Below are 13639 nucleotides of genomic sequence, written 5' to 3' on the forward strand. Positions count from 1 at the left end.
GACGCCGCTCATTTGATCGTGTACCCGGCGTCGATCTTGAGCTCGGTTCCCGTGACGTAACGCGCCTCGTCGGAGGCCAGGTACAGCACGGCGTTGGAGATGTCGATCGGCTCGACCCACGGGATGGGAAGGGCGTTGGTGGTGGCGAAGATCTCGGCCGCCGCCTCCTGAGTGGGGTGCTCGACATCCGGCATGAACAACCGGAAGGTCGCCTCGTTGAGGATCATGTCGGTCGCCACCCCGGTGGGATGCACCGTGTTGACCCGGATGCGGTGCGGCGCCAGTTCGAGCGCCAGCGTGCGCATGATCCCGACCACCGCATGCTTCGACGCCGTGTACGCCACCACGTTGGGCGTTCCCTTGAGCCCCGCCGTCGACGAGGTGAGGATGATCGACCCGCCCGTGCCCTGCTCGATCAGGTGCGGGATGACGGCCTTGGCCGTGTGCCAGACGCCCTTCGCGTTGATGTCGTTCACCATCTCCCACTCGGCGTCCTCCACCAGCTGCGACTGCTCACCGAAAGCGAAGATGCCCGCGTTCGCCGACACGATGTCGACGTGCCCGAGCTCGGCCACGCCCTCATCCAGTGCCGCCTTCAGGGCGTCGTAGTCGCGCACGTCGGCCTTGCGGGCCACGATGCGGCGGTCGAGCGCCTCGACCTGGCGCACGGTCTCGGCGAGATCCTCTTCGGTGGCGCCGTGGTAGAACCGGTCCATCCCGGGGATCGACTCCGCGATGTCGACGGCGATGATGTCGGCGCCCTCCTGGGCCAGCCGCAGCGCGTGCGATCGGCCCTGCCCGCGGGCGGCTCCGGTGATGAAGGCGACTTTTCCGTCTACGCGTCCCATCCCGCCCGCCTCACTTGATCGCCGCGCCGGCGTCGACCGGCAGGGTGACGCCGGTCACGTAGCGCGATTCGTCGGAGGCCAGCCAGAGCACGGCGTTCGAGATGTCGACCGCTTCGACCCACGGGATCGGCAGCGCGTTCATGACGGTCGCGGCATCCGCGAAGTCCTGCTTCGTGGGGTTCTCGAGGTCGGGCCGGAACAGCCGGTAGATGGCGTCGTTCTGCACCATCGGGGTGTCGACCGTGGTGGGGTGGATGCTGTTCACCCGGATGAAGTCGGGCGCCAGTTCCAGCGCCAGGGTGCGCATCAGACCCACCACGCCGTGCTTGGCCGACACGTAGTGCGAGATGTTCTCATAGGGGAACAGACCCGCATCCGAGCTGGTGAGGATGATCGAACCGCCGCGACCGCCGGCCCGGATGTGCGGGATGGCCGCCTTGGCCGTGCGCCAGACACCGCCGAGGTTGATGTCGATCATGTTCTTCCATTCCGCATCCGGAATGTTCTCGGAGCGGTTGGGCGAGCCCGAGATCCCGGCGTTGGCCGAGACGATGTCGAGCCGGCCGAGCTGGGCGACGCCCTCGTCGAGAGCGCCTTTCAGCTGGTCGAAGTCCCGCACGTCGGCCTTCGACGCGATGATGCGCCGGTCGAGCGCTTCCACCTGCCGCACGGTCTCGGCGAGGTCCTCCTCGGTCGCCGGATCGTACGGATTCTCCGGGATCGCCTCGCAGATGTCGATCGCGATGATGTCGGCGCCTTCCTGCGCCAGGCGGATCGCGTGCGACCGCCCCTGTCCTCGTGCCGCGCCCGTGATGAACGCGACCTTGCCGTCTACACGCCCCATTGCGTGCTCCTTTCGTCGTGGGCCGTCGGGCCCGGATCTACTTGATGAGCGAGCCGGCGTCCACCGGCAGGGTGACGCCGGTGACGTAGCGCGACTCGTCGGAGGCGAACCACAGCACGGCGTTCGAGATGTCGACCGGTTCGACCCACTTGATCGGCAACGCGTTGAGCGTCTGGAACCGTTCGCCCACGACGTCACGGGTGCGCTCCTCGAGCGGCAGGTCGCCGGCGAAGAGCGCGTAGGTGGCGTCGTTGTGGATCATGTCGGTGTCGACACTGGTGGGGTGCACCGAGTTCACCCGGATGAAGTCGGGCGCGAGTTCGAGCGCCAACGTGCGCATCAGCCCCACGACGCCGTGCTTGGCGGCGACGTAGTGCCCGATGTTCGGGATGGCCATCAGGCCGGCCGTCGACGAGGTGAGGATGATCGATCCGCCGTTGCCACCCGCCTTCAGATGCGGGATGGCCGCTTTGACGGCGTGCCACACTCCGGTGAGGTTGGTGTCGAGCATGTCGCTCCACTGCTCCTCCGTGAGCTCCTCCATGCTGCCGAAGCTGAAGATGCCCGCGTTCGCGGCCACGATGTCGAGCCGGCCGAGTTGGGCGACCCCGTCGTCCAGGGCGGCCTTCACGGCTTCGTAGTCACGGACATCCGCTTTCGTGGCGACGATCCGTCGGTCGAGCGCTTCGATCTGCCGGACGGTCTCCTCCATGTCGGCCGGGGTCGACATCGGGTACGGCACCGAATCGATCTGGTCTTCGATGTCGACCGCGATGATGTCGGCGCCCTCCTGGGCGAGCCGCAGCGCGTGACTGCGCCCTTGTCCCCGTGCCGCGCCCGTGACGAACGCGACCTTTCCTTCTACACGCCCCATTGCGTGCTCCCTTCTCTTCTCCTGCGATTCAGAACTGGGTGTTGCCGGCGTCGACGGTCAGCTCGAGGCTGGTGACGTAGCGCGACTCGTCGGAGGCGAGCCAGAGCACCGCGTTCGACTGGTCGACGGGTTCGGTGATCTCGATCGGCAGCAGATTCGCGAGCATCCCGCCGAGCTTCGGATGCGCCTCGAGCAGCGGCCCGAAAGCGCCACCACCGAGGGTGCCCATGGGCGTGTTGACGCCTGTGGGGTGGATGGTGTTGACGCGCACGTTGTACTCCGCGAGCTCGGTGGCGTAGGCGCGCATGAGCCCCACGACCCCGTGCTTGGATGCGACATAGGCCGAGAGGAACGGCAGACCCTTGATGCCGGCCGCCGAGCTGGTCATGATGATCGACCCACCGCCGTTGTCGATGAGGTGCTGCGCGGTGGTCTGCAGGGTGTTCCAGGTGCCGGTGAGGTTGGTGCCGATGGTCTGCTCCCAGACGTCTTCGGAGGTACCTTTCCAGTCGGCGATGACGCAGATGCCCGCGTTCGCGACCACGATGTCGAGCTTGCCGAGCTGAGCGACCCCGTCGTCGACGGCGCCTTTCAGCGCTGCTCGGTCGCGGATGTCCACCTTCGTGGCGATGATCCGGCGATCGAGGGCTTCGACTTGACGCACGGTCTCGGCGAGGTCCTCCTCGGTGGCCGAGGGGTAGTCGATGTTCGGGATGTGGTCGGCCAGGTCGACCGCGATGATGTCGGCCCCTTCCTGCGCCAGCCGGATCGCGTGCGAGCGCCCCTGCCCACGAGCGGCTCCGGTGATGAAAGCGACTTTGCCTTCGACTCGACCCATTGCATGTTCCTCTCTTTACACACGCGGGTCGTGGATGCGGCCCGTGGCCTTTGTTCCCGGGGTCAGTCTCCCGGGGTGAATCCGGCGAGGGGGTTCTCCTCGCACGCGCTGACCGGCGGATGCGCCGGGCGGCTGAGCGACAGCGTCACCGGCACCGGGCGGCGCGTCTTCACCGCACCCGCCGTGATCAGTCCCGTGCCGGACGGCTTGCCGTCGCGGCGCGGGCCACGCACGGTCGAGTGCGAGTGGTCGCCATCCGGCTTCGGGATGGAGCCATCCATCTTCCGCTTCTCGAGGGCTTCCTCGCCGAACCCGCGCACGCACTCCGGGTCGGGCCCGTCGAGGGGCAGCCCGGTGAAGAATTTCGCGGCCATGCAGCCGCCCTTGCAGGAGTCGAAGAAGCTGCAGCTGGTGCAGGCGCCGCCCGACTGCGGCTTCCGCAGCCGCGTGAACAGCTCGGAGTTGCGCCACACCTCCTGGAACCCACCCTCCGACCGCACGTTGCCGGCCAGGAACTCGTCGTGGATCGCGAACGGGCACGCGTACACGTCCCCGACCGGGTCGATCAGACACACCACCCGACCGGCGCCGCAGAGGTTCAAGCCAGGAAGGGCCGACCCGTAGGCCGAGAGGTGGAAGAAGGAGTCACCGGTGAGCACGTTCTCGCCGTTGGCGACGAGCCAGTCGTAGAGTTCGCGCTGCTGCTCGGGCAACGGGTGAAGCTCGTCCCAGACATCCGCACCGCGACCACTGGGGCGCAGGCGGGTGAGGCGCAGCTGCGCGCCGTACTCGTCGGCGATGGCCTTGAACTCGTCGAGCTGGCCGATGTTCTGACGGGTGCAGACCACGGAGATCTTGAAATCGGTGAAGCCGGCGTCCTTCATGTTCTGCATGGCTCGCATCGCGGTGGCGTAGGAGCCGGGGCCGCGCACGTAGTCGTTGACCTCGGCGGTCGCGCCGTCGAGCGAGATCTGCACGTCGACATAGTCGGAGCTCGCGAGCTTCTGGGCGACCTCGGGCGTGATCTTCACCCCGTTGGTCGAGAACTTCACGCCTACCTTGTGAGCGGTGGCGTAGTCGACCAGCTCCCAGAAATCGGAGCGCACCGTGGGTTCACCGCCGCCGATGTTGACGTAGAAGACCTGCATCCGTTCGAGCTCGTCGATGACGGCCTTGCACTCGTCGGTGCTCAGCTCTCGCGGGTCACGGCGACCCGAACTCGACAGGCAATGCACGCACGACAGGTTGCAGGCGTAGGTGAGCTCCCAGGTGAGGCAGATCGGGGAGTCCAGGCCGTACTCGAACAGGTCGACCAAGCGGCCGGGCTGAGGGGGCGGAGCGGGCTTCGGGGCTTCGGGGCGGGCATCCAGGAGTGTCATTGCGACCTTTCGACGACCATCGACGACCGCGCGAGCGTGCCGAGGGCCTGTTGGTAGCGCGGCAGATCGGCGTCGCCGACACCCGCGGATTCACAGGCGGCGCGCACGGTGGGAGCGGTACCGAGCGATTGGACGACCGCGAGCAGGGTGCGGTCTTTGAGGAACGACAGCTTGCGCGTGCCGAAGTGGTAGAGCAGGGCGCCGAACGGTTCCGGACGCACCGACACTTGCGGATGCAGATCCCACGCGGTGTCGAGGTCCAGCCCGCTAGAATTCAGCACAGGCATGGCGGCGGATTCAGTAGACGCCGCACATACCGTCGATCGAGACCTCTTCGACCAGCGAATCGGCTTCGATCACCGCCGTGTCGTCGCCGAGGATCTCGGCCGGGGTGGTCGTTTCACGTGCACTCATGGGATTCTCCTCATGGTCGTAATTCGTCAACATCGTCGATTTACTGTGATGGAGACGATACTAATGACACCGAGTGCCGAATGGAAGAGGTGAGCCGATGACGACTCCGACCCGACTCGGCCGTGCCCCGTCGACCTCGCAGGCCGAGCTCAGTCACATCGCGTTGCAGTTGTTCGTCGAGCACGGATTCGACGCCACCACGATCGATGAGATCGCCGCGCGGGCGGGCATCGGGCGGCGCACCTTCTTCCGCTACTTCCCCTCGAAGAACGATCTGCCCTGGGGCGATTTCGAGCAGCTGCTCGACCGGATGCGCCGCTATCTGCGCGAGCTTCCGACGTCGATGCCGCTCGTCGAAGCGCTGCGGGAAGCCGTGATCGAGTTCAATCGCTTCCCCGTCGAGGAGGTGCCCTATCACCGGCAGCGGATGGAGCTGCTGCTCAACGTGCCCACGCTGGTGGCGCATTCGACGCTGCGCTACGCATCCTGGCGGCAGGTGGTGGCGGAGTTCGCGGCCGAGCGCCTCGGGGTGCCGGAGAACAGTCTCCAGCCGCAGGCGATCGCCTGGGCATATCTCGCCGTGTCGCTCTCGGCGTATGAGCAGTGGCTGAAGCACGACGACGCCGATCTGGCCGAGCTGCTCGACTCGGCGATCCGGATGCTCGAGACCACGTTCGACTCGCGCTCCGGCCGGTAGCCGCGTGACCGGGGCGGCGGGCGAGCCCGAGTACGACGTGATCGTGGTGGGCGCGGGCGGCGCCGGGGCTCCGTTGGCGGCCCAGCTGGCGGAGGCGGGGCGCCGCGTGCTGCTGCTGGAAGCGGGGCCGGCTCCGACGGATGCCGCCGGGATGCCGGATGCGCTGCTGGATGCGGGCACGATCCGCGGGGCCGACCCGGCGCATCCCGACAACTGGGCTTTCGCGGCGCACCTCACGCCGTCCCGGCCGTACTCGATCGCGCGGGGCCGCATCCTGGGCGGGTCGACGACAATCAACGGCGGCTACTTCGTGCGACCTCGCCGCGCCGACTTCGACGACTGGGTGGCCCTGGGCAACTCCGAGTGGAGCTACGAGGCCTGCCTCCCGTTCCTCCGCGCCCTCGAGTCCGACGCGGACTTCGGCACGGATGCCGCCCTCCACGGCTCGGCAGGACCCATGCCCGTGACCCGCCCCGCCCTGCACCACGTCGCGTCGGCACCCACGACGGGCGGCGCTACGGGGTGGGCGATCGGCGCACATCCGGTGACCGCGGCGTTCGCCGCCGCAGCCGCGGGAGCGGGGTACGCCGACGAGGCCGACAAGAACGGTGAGCTGGCGGCCGGACACGGGCCCCTGCCGATGAACGTGCGCGACGGGGTGCGGTGGAACACCGCGTTGGCGTATCTGCTGCCGCTCGCCCAGCATCCGGATCTCGAGGTGCGCGGGGGCACCGTGGTGCGCCGCGTCGTCTTCGACGGCACCCGCGCGGTCGGCGTGGAGATCGAGGCGTCGGCCGACGCGGGCGGCGGGACACGCCGCGTCGTCCGGGGGCGGGAGGTCGTGCTCGCTGCGGGGGCGATCATGTCGCCCACACTCCTGCTGCGCTCAGGGGTGGGGCCGAGCGCCGAGCTCGAGCGACTCGGCATCCCGGTCGTGGCCGACGTTCCGGGTGTCGGAGCCGCATTCAGCGACCACCCGCAGGTGCAACTCACCTGGCGGCCACGCTCCGAGGTGGCGGTCGCGGACGCGCGTGACGGGCCCGCGATGGAGAGCGTGCTGAACGCCACCCTCGACGACGGCACGGAGCTGGAAGTCCTGCCCCTGCTCAAACCGATGCACTACCTGCTCACCGGCGAGCCCGCCGCCGCACCCGACCTCACGGTGCTCGTGGCCGTGCAGAACGCGGAGTCGCGAGGGAGCATCCGTCTGTCGGCGGACGGCCCGGACGCCCCGCCGCAGATCGACTACGACTACCTCGCCTCCCCCGCCGACCGCGCCCGGATGCGGGTCGCCGTGCGCCGGGCCGCCGCGCTCATCGAGTCGCCGGCGTTCTCTGGAATCTCCGACGGCCTCACGAACATCGACGCCACCACCCTGGCCGACGACGCCGCGCTCGACGCCTGGGTGCAGGCGAACCTCGGCACGGCCATCCACCTCTCCGGCAGCGCCCGGATGGGCCCGCCCGACGACCCCGGCGCCGTCGTCGACCAGCACGGCCGGGTGCGCGGCGTGCGAGGCCTGCGCGTGGCCGACACGTCGATCCTCCCGACCGTCCCGCGCCGTGGTCCTGCCGTGACGGCCGTGCTCCTCGGCACCCGGATCGCCCACTTCGTCGCCGCCGACTGAGCCGCAGACCGCGAGCGCGACCCCCTCGTCAGCGGAGCGACGACGCACCGATGACGGAGAGCAGCTGCAGCTTCTCGTAGCTGTCGCTGCCCGGAGACGCCGTGTACACCAGCAGTGCGTGCGACTGGTCCGGATCGATGAGCGTCTGGCAGCTGAGCTCGAGGGCACCGAGCTCGGCGTGCACGAACCGCTTGGTCTCCCGCGGGCGGAGGCCGACCTCGTGCCGTTCCCAGAGGGCGCGGAACTCCTCGCTCCGCTCCAACAGCTCGTCGGCCACCTGTGCCGCGCGCGACGACCGACCCCGCCGCGCCGCCACGTCGCGGAGTCCGGAGACCCAGAGCCGGGAGAGGAACGGATGCTCGTCGGGCGCGTAAAGCGCCCGGCTCGACGGGTCGGTGAACCACCGGTACCCGATGCTCCGCGACGGCCCCGTGAAGTGCGTGGTGTCGCCGGTCAGCGCCACACCGAGAGGCGTCTGGCGCAGGGTCTCGCCGAGCTCGGTGACGATCTCCGCCGGAGTGTCCTGCAACCGGTCGAAGATGCGCAGCATCCCCGGGCCGATGTAGTCGCTCGAGACGCCGCGCGCCGGAGGATGGTGTCCCGCCAGCCGGAACAGGTGGTCGCGCTCGTCGGGCGTGAGGTGCAGCCCCTGCGCGATCGACGCGATCATCTGTTCGGAGGGATGCGGACCCGTGCCCCGCTCGAGGCGGGCGTAGTAGTCGGTCGACATGTGGCTGAGCACCGCGACCTCCTCGCGCCGGAGGCCGGAGGTGCGGCGGCGCTGGCCCCGCCCGAGACCGACGTCTTCGGGCTGCAGTGCCTCACGCCGCCGGAGCAGGAACTCCCCCAGCCCGGCCCGGTCGATCTCCATGCGCCCTCCTTCGTCGTGTCTCATTCCTACCTGCTCCGGGACTGCTCATCAGTGACTTGACGAGTCCTGGATGACGATCCGCCGGACGAGGAGAGTCGGATGACGCCCCCACCCAGGAGAAGACACATGGCACGCACACCCTTCGACATCACCGTTCCCGACCTCCGCGGCATCCGCGCCGTGGTCACCGGCGGAAGCGACGGCATCGGTCTCCGCATCGCATCCCGCTTGGCGGCCGCCGGCGCCGAGGTGGTGCTGCCGGTGCGCAACTCCCGGAAGGGCGAGTCCGCCCTGGCAAGCATCCGGCAGTCCGCGCCGTCGGCCCAGGTGTCGTTGAGGCAGCTCGATCTGTCGTCTCTCGAATCGGTGGCGGCTCTCGGGGAGACGCTCCGCAGCGAGGGCGTGCCCATCCAGGTGCTCGTCAACAACGCCGGCGTCATGACCCCGCCCGAACGGCAGACCACGGTCGACGGCTTCGAGTCGCAGTTCGGCACCAATCACCTCGGTCACGTCGCGCTGATCGCCGGCCTCCTGCCGCTGCTCCGGGCGGGTTCGGCGAGGGTGACCTCGCAGATCAGCATCGCCGCGAACCAGGGCACCATCAACTGGAACGACCTGAACTGGGAGCGCGACTACAACGGCGCGCGCGCCTACAGCCAGTCGAAGATCGCCTTCGGCCTCTTCGGCCTCGAGCTCGAGCGGCGCAGCGCCGCACTCGGCTGGGGCATCAGCAGCAATCTGTCCCACCCGGGTGTCGCGCCCACCAGCCTGCTCGCGGCGCGGCCGGAGCTCGGCCGATCCGCGGATACCCGGAGCGTGCGCATCATCCGCTGGCTGTCCGCCCGCGGGATCCTGGTCGGCACCCCTGAGACAGCCGCCCTCCCCGCCCTCCTGGCCGCAACCTCGCCCGAGGCCGGGGGCGGCCGCCTCTACGGCCCGAAGGGGCCCGGCCACCTCGGCGGCCTGCCGGCGGAACAACCCCTGTACTCGCGCCTGCGCAACCCCGACGAGGCGCGCCGCGTCTGGGCCCTCTCCGAAGACCTGACCCGCGCCCCCTTCCCCGTTGCTTGAGCTCCGCGAACTTCTTGCCCCCAAACGTCCGATAATCCCGATTTTGGGACGTTTGGGGGCAAGAAGTTCGGGAGGTCGGGCTTCGAGAGGGAGGATGGGGGCATGGCCAGAGACAAGTCGTTCGCCCTCTCGTTCGGTGCCGAAGCCGCGGCGTACGACAAGGGGCGGCCGGGGTATCCGCTCGACGCGGTCGAGTGGATACTCACTCGCGCAGCCACCGATGACGGGCGGCAACCCGACGTGGTCGACGTGGGCGCGGGCACCGGCAAGTTCACGGCGAGTCTGGTGGGGCGTGCGGCATCCGTCACCGCGGTCGAACCGGATGCGCAGATGCGCGCCCGCCTCGCCGCGAACCTCCCCGGGGTGGTCGCCGTGGCCGGCACCGCCGAGGCGATCCCGCTCGGCGACGAATCGGCCGACGTGGTGACCGTCGCCCAGGCCTGGCACTGGGTCGACGTCGACGCGGCGTCGCGGGAGGTCGCCCGCATCCTGAGACCCGGCGGGGTGCTGGCGCTGATCTGGAACATCCGCGACGACTCCGTCGACTGGGTCGCCCGACTCGGCGAGATCATGGGCGCCTCGGAGGCCGAGCGCTTCGACAGCACGACTCCACCCCTCGGCGAGCCGCTCACCCGGGATGCCCATGCCGAGTTCCACTGGACCAATCCCATCAGCCACGACGAGCTGCTCGCCATGGTCACCTCGCGCAGTTACGTGATCGCGCTGCCCGAGCCCGAACGCGCGGCGGTGCTCGCCCGCATCGAGGAGCTGCTGCGCACCCATCCCGACCTCGCCGGGCGCGAGCACGTCGACATGCCGTACTCGACCCGCGTCACCATCGCCCGGGAGTTCTGAGGGCGGGAGTTCGGAGCCCGGGAGTTCTGAGCGCGGGCCGATGTCTGCCCTCGGGGTTAGCATCGAACAATGGCCACCGTCTCCCTGCACCGCCCCGACAAACACACGGTGGTGAGGTCGTTCGCTGGTCATCTCGACGCCGCTCCGGATGCCGTCTTCCTCGGCCTGGTGCGGCGCTTCGGCCACCTGAACGGCGGCGACGAGGGTCGGTCGCTGGTCGACGAGGCGAGCCAGACCGTGATCGTGCAGGGCGACTGGTGGTACCGCGGCGAATACCGCGTCCGGGCCGAGGGCCGCGGAACGCTGCTCGAGTTCGAGATCGTGAACGTGGCGCCGACCGCCCACTGGGCGGGTCCGATCGCCGGGCGCACCGTCATCCGCTCCGCACCCGCCGAGTTCCAGGCACTGCTCACCGACCTCGACGCCGAGGCGAGCGCATGACCGCGGTCGACGGGGTCGGATTCCGGTCGAAGCGCGGGCCCATCCTCATCGCCCTGATGGTCACCACGGGCCTCGTGGCGATCGAGGCCACCATCCTGGCCACCGCGGTGCCCTCCATCGTGAAAGACCTCGGCGGGTTCGCCCAGTTCCCGTGGCTGTTCTCGATCTACCTGCTCTCGCAGGCCGTGTCGGTGCCGATCTACGCGAAGCTCTCCGACACGGTGGGTCGGAAGCCCATCATCCTCATCGGCATCGGCTTGTTCATGGTGGGGTCGATCCTCTGCGGTTTCGCCTGGAGCATGCCCGCGCTCATCGCGTTCCGGGCGCTGCAGGGCCTCGGGGCCGGCGCGGTGCAGCCGATGGCGCTCACCATCGCCGGCGACATCTACACCGTCGCCGAGCGCGCGAAGACGCAAGGCTACCTGGCGAGCGTGTGGGCCATCTCCTCCGTTGTCGGTCCCACCCTCGGCGGCCTGTTCTCCGAGTTCGTCTCCTGGCGCTGGATCTTCTTCGTGAACGTGCCGATCTGCATCCTGGCGGGCTGGATGCTCGTGCGCCGCTTCCACGAGACCATCGAGAAGCGCCACCACCGCATCGACTATCCGGGCGCGATCCTCCTCACCATCGGCATGAGCGCCATCATCCTCGCCTTCCTCGAAGGCGGTCAGGCGTGGGAATGGGTGTCTCTCGAGAGCATCGGCGCCTTCGCCCTGGGGGCGATCGCCCTGGTCGCGTTCTACGTCGTCGAGAAACGGGCGGCGGAGCCGATCATCCCGATGTGGATCTTCTCGCGGCGGCTCCTCGTCACCACCACCCTGCTGGGGCTCGGGGTGGGCGCGATGCTGATCGGCCTCACCTCCTACATCCCGACCTATCTCGAGGGCTCGATCGGCGTCTCGCCCCTGGTGTCCGGCCTGGCGCTGGCCGCCCTGACCATCGGCTGGCCCGTGTCGGCCTCGGTGTCGGGTCGGCTCTACTTCCGGATCGGGTTCCGGGGCACCGTGCTGATCGGCCTCACGCTCGCCGTGCTCGGCACCATCGCCCTCACCCTGTCGGCGGCGTCGCCCTCGATCGCGATGGTGGCGGTGTGCTGCTTCGTGATCGGCTTCGGCTTCGGCTGGGTCGCCGCCCCGAGCCTGATCGCCGCTCAGTCGAGCGTCTCGTGGAGCGACCGCGGGGTCGTGACGGGCACCAGTCTGTTCGCCCGGTCCATCGGGAGCGCCGTCGGCGTCGCCGTCTTCGGCGCCATCGCGAACGCGATCCTGGCCGACGCGCCGGGGGGCGAGCACGACCCCGGGGCCATCGTGGCGGCATCCGGAGCCGTGTTCACGGCCGTCGCGGTGTGCGCGGTGCTGACGGTCACGGCGGGCCTCCTGATGCCGCGCTCCCGCGTCGAAGACGTGGAACTGGTCGCCACGCGGGAGTAGCCGGGCGGTATCTTTGCATCATGCCCGAGACGCTCACCCCGGCCGCTCCCCCGGAACCGGCCTCGGCGCCCACGTCCGGAGCGGCGGCCCCGAGCGCACGCCGACGGCGGACGTTCTCCGTGAACGCCGTGCTCGACAACCTCTTCTTCGTGGTGGCGGGCCTCGCGTCGATCTGGCTCGCCTACCTGGTGCTCACCGACGGCTTCAGCATGGGCTGGGCACAGCTCTGGTTCTACGTGGTGTTCTGGGTGATCGTGGCCTATGTCGCGCTGCCGCGGCTGCACCGCATCCTCACCAACATCTACGTTCCGAACTACTTCATCGGTCGCACCCGCACGAGCGACGGGCTCCTCGGAGACCCGGTGAACCTCGGCCTCCTGGGCACCGAGGAACAGGTGCACACAGCCCTGCTCGCTGCGGGCTGGACCCGGGCCGACGACCTCACCCTGCGCAGCGCCAGCAAGATCGTGGCCTCCACGGTGCTCCGCCGCAGCTACAACGAAGCGCCGGTCAGCCCCCTCATGCTCTTCGGACGCAACCAGGACTTCGCCTACCAGCAGGAGGTCAAGGGCAATCCGGCGAAGCGTCACCACGTGCGCTTCTGGCGCTGCCCCGACGGCTGGCTGTTGCCCGGCGGCCACTCCGTCGACTGGCTCGCGGCCGGCACCTACGATCGCGCGGTGGGCTTCTCGCTCTTCACCCTCCAGATCACGCACAAGATCGACGAGAACACCGACATCGAGCGCGACCACATCGTGACGACGGTGCAGGATGCCGACCCCGCGGTGACCGTGCGCGTCCTGAAGGACTTCGCCACCGGATACCACTCCCGCAACGGCGGCGGAGACCAGATCGTCACCGACGGCGACCTGCCGATCGTCGACTTGCGCGCGGTGGCGCCGAGCGCCGAGTCGGTGGCGGAGGCGCTCGCTCCGGTGCCGACCCCGCACACCTCGGCGAACGCGAGCGCTCTGCCCGAGAAGGCGGTGCGGCGCCCCGCGCAGACCACCTTCGGCGCCGTGGTGGTGCTGCTGCGGGCCCTCACCCCGGTGGTGTTGATCGTGCTCGTGCTGCTCGACTGGCAGAACCTGCGCGACTCGCTCCGCATCGACCTCGACATGGGGCTGCCGGCATCCCTCGATCCGCGCGACGCCGCCCTCTGGGTGGTGATCGGCGCCACGGCCGCGTTCGGCGTGGCCGAGGTGCTCTTCGGGCTCTACGTGTTCTTCGGCAGCAACATCGCCCGCATCGCCGTGATGACGTTCAGTGTGATCAACATCCTGATCGCCGCGGTCGAGCACGTCACCGGGCACCAGGCGATCACGCTCGGCACGAACCTGATCGGGGTGTCTCTCGACATCCTCATCCTCATCGCCCTCTCGAGCAGCCGCGCCCGCGACTTCGCCCGGCGGCCGCGCGACAAGAAAGCGTCGCGCGCCGCCGTCTAGCGATG

General features: G+C 69.2%; 15 protein-coding genes. 7 read left to right on the plus strand and 8 right to left on the minus strand.

Annotated elements, in window-relative coordinates; translation table 11 throughout:
* Positions 1 to 8 precede the first annotated feature (8 nt).
* The 7 genes from ACFJGU_RS21360 to mftA all read right to left on the minus strand — a co-directional run bounded on the left by ACFJGU_RS21360 (position 9) and on the right by mftA (position 5197).
* Positions 9 to 848 (minus strand): mycofactocin-coupled SDR family oxidoreductase, encoded by an 840-nt coding sequence (locus ACFJGU_RS21360; RefSeq protein ID WP_382306443.1) that lies wholly within the window; start codon positions 846 to 848, stop codon positions 9 to 11.
* Positions 849 to 858: 10 nt separating this feature from the next.
* Complete coding sequence (locus ACFJGU_RS21365; RefSeq protein WP_382306445.1) at positions 859 to 1692, minus strand: mycofactocin-coupled SDR family oxidoreductase; 834 nt, start codon at positions 1690 to 1692, stop codon at positions 859 to 861.
* A 37-nt stretch (positions 1693 to 1729) separates the two neighbouring features.
* Positions 1730 to 2566, minus strand: a complete 837-nt coding sequence (locus ACFJGU_RS21370; RefSeq protein ID WP_382306447.1) for a mycofactocin-coupled SDR family oxidoreductase — start codon at positions 2564 to 2566, stop codon at positions 1730 to 1732.
* A 28-nt stretch (positions 2567 to 2594) separates the two neighbouring features.
* Positions 2595 to 3404 carry a mycofactocin-coupled SDR family oxidoreductase gene (locus tag ACFJGU_RS21375; protein ID WP_382306449.1) on the minus strand — a complete coding sequence of 270 codons (810 nt, stop codon included), beginning with the start codon at positions 3402 to 3404 and terminating at the stop codon, positions 2595 to 2597.
* 62 nt (positions 3405 to 3466) lie between these two features.
* Positions 3467 to 4783, minus strand: a complete 1317-nt coding sequence (mftC, locus tag ACFJGU_RS21380) for a mycofactocin radical SAM maturase (RefSeq protein ID WP_382306451.1) — start codon at positions 4781 to 4783, stop codon at positions 3467 to 3469.
* Positions 4780 to 5070, minus strand: coding sequence for a mycofactocin biosynthesis chaperone MftB (mftB, locus tag ACFJGU_RS21385; protein ID WP_382306453.1), 291 nt, complete (start codon positions 5068 to 5070; stop codon positions 4780 to 4782). The genes mftC and mftB overlap by 4 nt, the downstream gene beginning before the upstream one ends.
* Before the next feature lie 10 nt (positions 5071 to 5080).
* Positions 5081 to 5197, minus strand: coding sequence for a mycofactocin precursor MftA (gene mftA / locus ACFJGU_RS21390; protein ID WP_382306454.1), 117 nt, complete (start codon positions 5195 to 5197; stop codon positions 5081 to 5083).
* Between the two features lie 97 nt (positions 5198 to 5294).
* Between mftA and mftR the strand changes: the two genes are divergently transcribed.
* Positions 5295 to 5894 carry a mycofactocin system transcriptional regulator gene (gene mftR / locus ACFJGU_RS21395; RefSeq protein WP_382306456.1) on the plus strand — a complete coding sequence of 200 codons (600 nt, stop codon included), beginning with the start codon at positions 5295 to 5297 and terminating at the stop codon, positions 5892 to 5894.
* Between the two features lie 4 nt (positions 5895 to 5898).
* The gene (gene mftG, locus ACFJGU_RS21400; protein ID WP_382306458.1) at positions 5899 to 7521 is read left to right on the plus strand and encodes a mycofactocin system GMC family oxidoreductase MftG; all 1623 of its coding nucleotides are present in this window, start codon (positions 5899 to 5901) and stop codon (positions 7519 to 7521) included.
* Positions 7522 to 7549: 28 nt separating this feature from the next.
* Here the strand turns inward: mftG and ACFJGU_RS21405 are convergent, their stop codons facing one another.
* Positions 7550 to 8392, minus strand: a complete 843-nt coding sequence (locus ACFJGU_RS21405; RefSeq protein ID WP_382306460.1) for a helix-turn-helix transcriptional regulator — start codon at positions 8390 to 8392, stop codon at positions 7550 to 7552.
* 126 nt (positions 8393 to 8518) lie between these two features.
* On the opposite strand from ACFJGU_RS21405, the gene ACFJGU_RS21410 reads away from it, so the two are divergent.
* The 5 genes from ACFJGU_RS21410 (at position 8519) to ACFJGU_RS21430 (ending at position 13634) form a co-directional block, all read left to right on the plus strand.
* Positions 8519 to 9463: an SDR family oxidoreductase gene (locus tag ACFJGU_RS21410; RefSeq protein WP_382306462.1), complete on the plus strand. Its 945-nt coding sequence runs from the start codon at positions 8519 to 8521 to the stop codon at positions 9461 to 9463.
* 102 nt (positions 9464 to 9565) lie between these two features.
* On the plus strand, positions 9566 to 10318 hold the full coding sequence (locus ACFJGU_RS21415; RefSeq protein ID WP_382306464.1) for a class I SAM-dependent methyltransferase: 753 nt from the start codon (positions 9566 to 9568) through the stop codon (positions 10316 to 10318).
* Between the two features lie 69 nt (positions 10319 to 10387).
* Positions 10388 to 10759: a hypothetical protein gene (locus ACFJGU_RS21420; RefSeq protein ID WP_382306466.1), complete on the plus strand. Its 372-nt coding sequence runs from the start codon at positions 10388 to 10390 to the stop codon at positions 10757 to 10759.
* Positions 10756 to 12186 (plus strand): MDR family MFS transporter, encoded by a 1431-nt coding sequence (locus ACFJGU_RS21425; protein WP_382306467.1) that lies wholly within the window; start codon positions 10756 to 10758, stop codon positions 12184 to 12186. Before ACFJGU_RS21420 ends, ACFJGU_RS21425 begins: the two co-directional genes overlap by 4 nt.
* A 20-nt stretch (positions 12187 to 12206) precedes the next feature.
* Positions 12207 to 13634, plus strand: a complete 1428-nt coding sequence (locus ACFJGU_RS21430) for an LssY C-terminal domain-containing protein (RefSeq protein WP_382306469.1) — start codon at positions 12207 to 12209, stop codon at positions 13632 to 13634.
* The last annotated feature ends 5 nt before the right edge of the window (positions 13635 to 13639 follow it).

The organism is Herbiconiux sp. UC225_62 (assembly GCF_042694625.1).
GTDB lineage: Bacteria > Actinomycetota > Actinomycetes > Actinomycetales > Microbacteriaceae > Herbiconiux.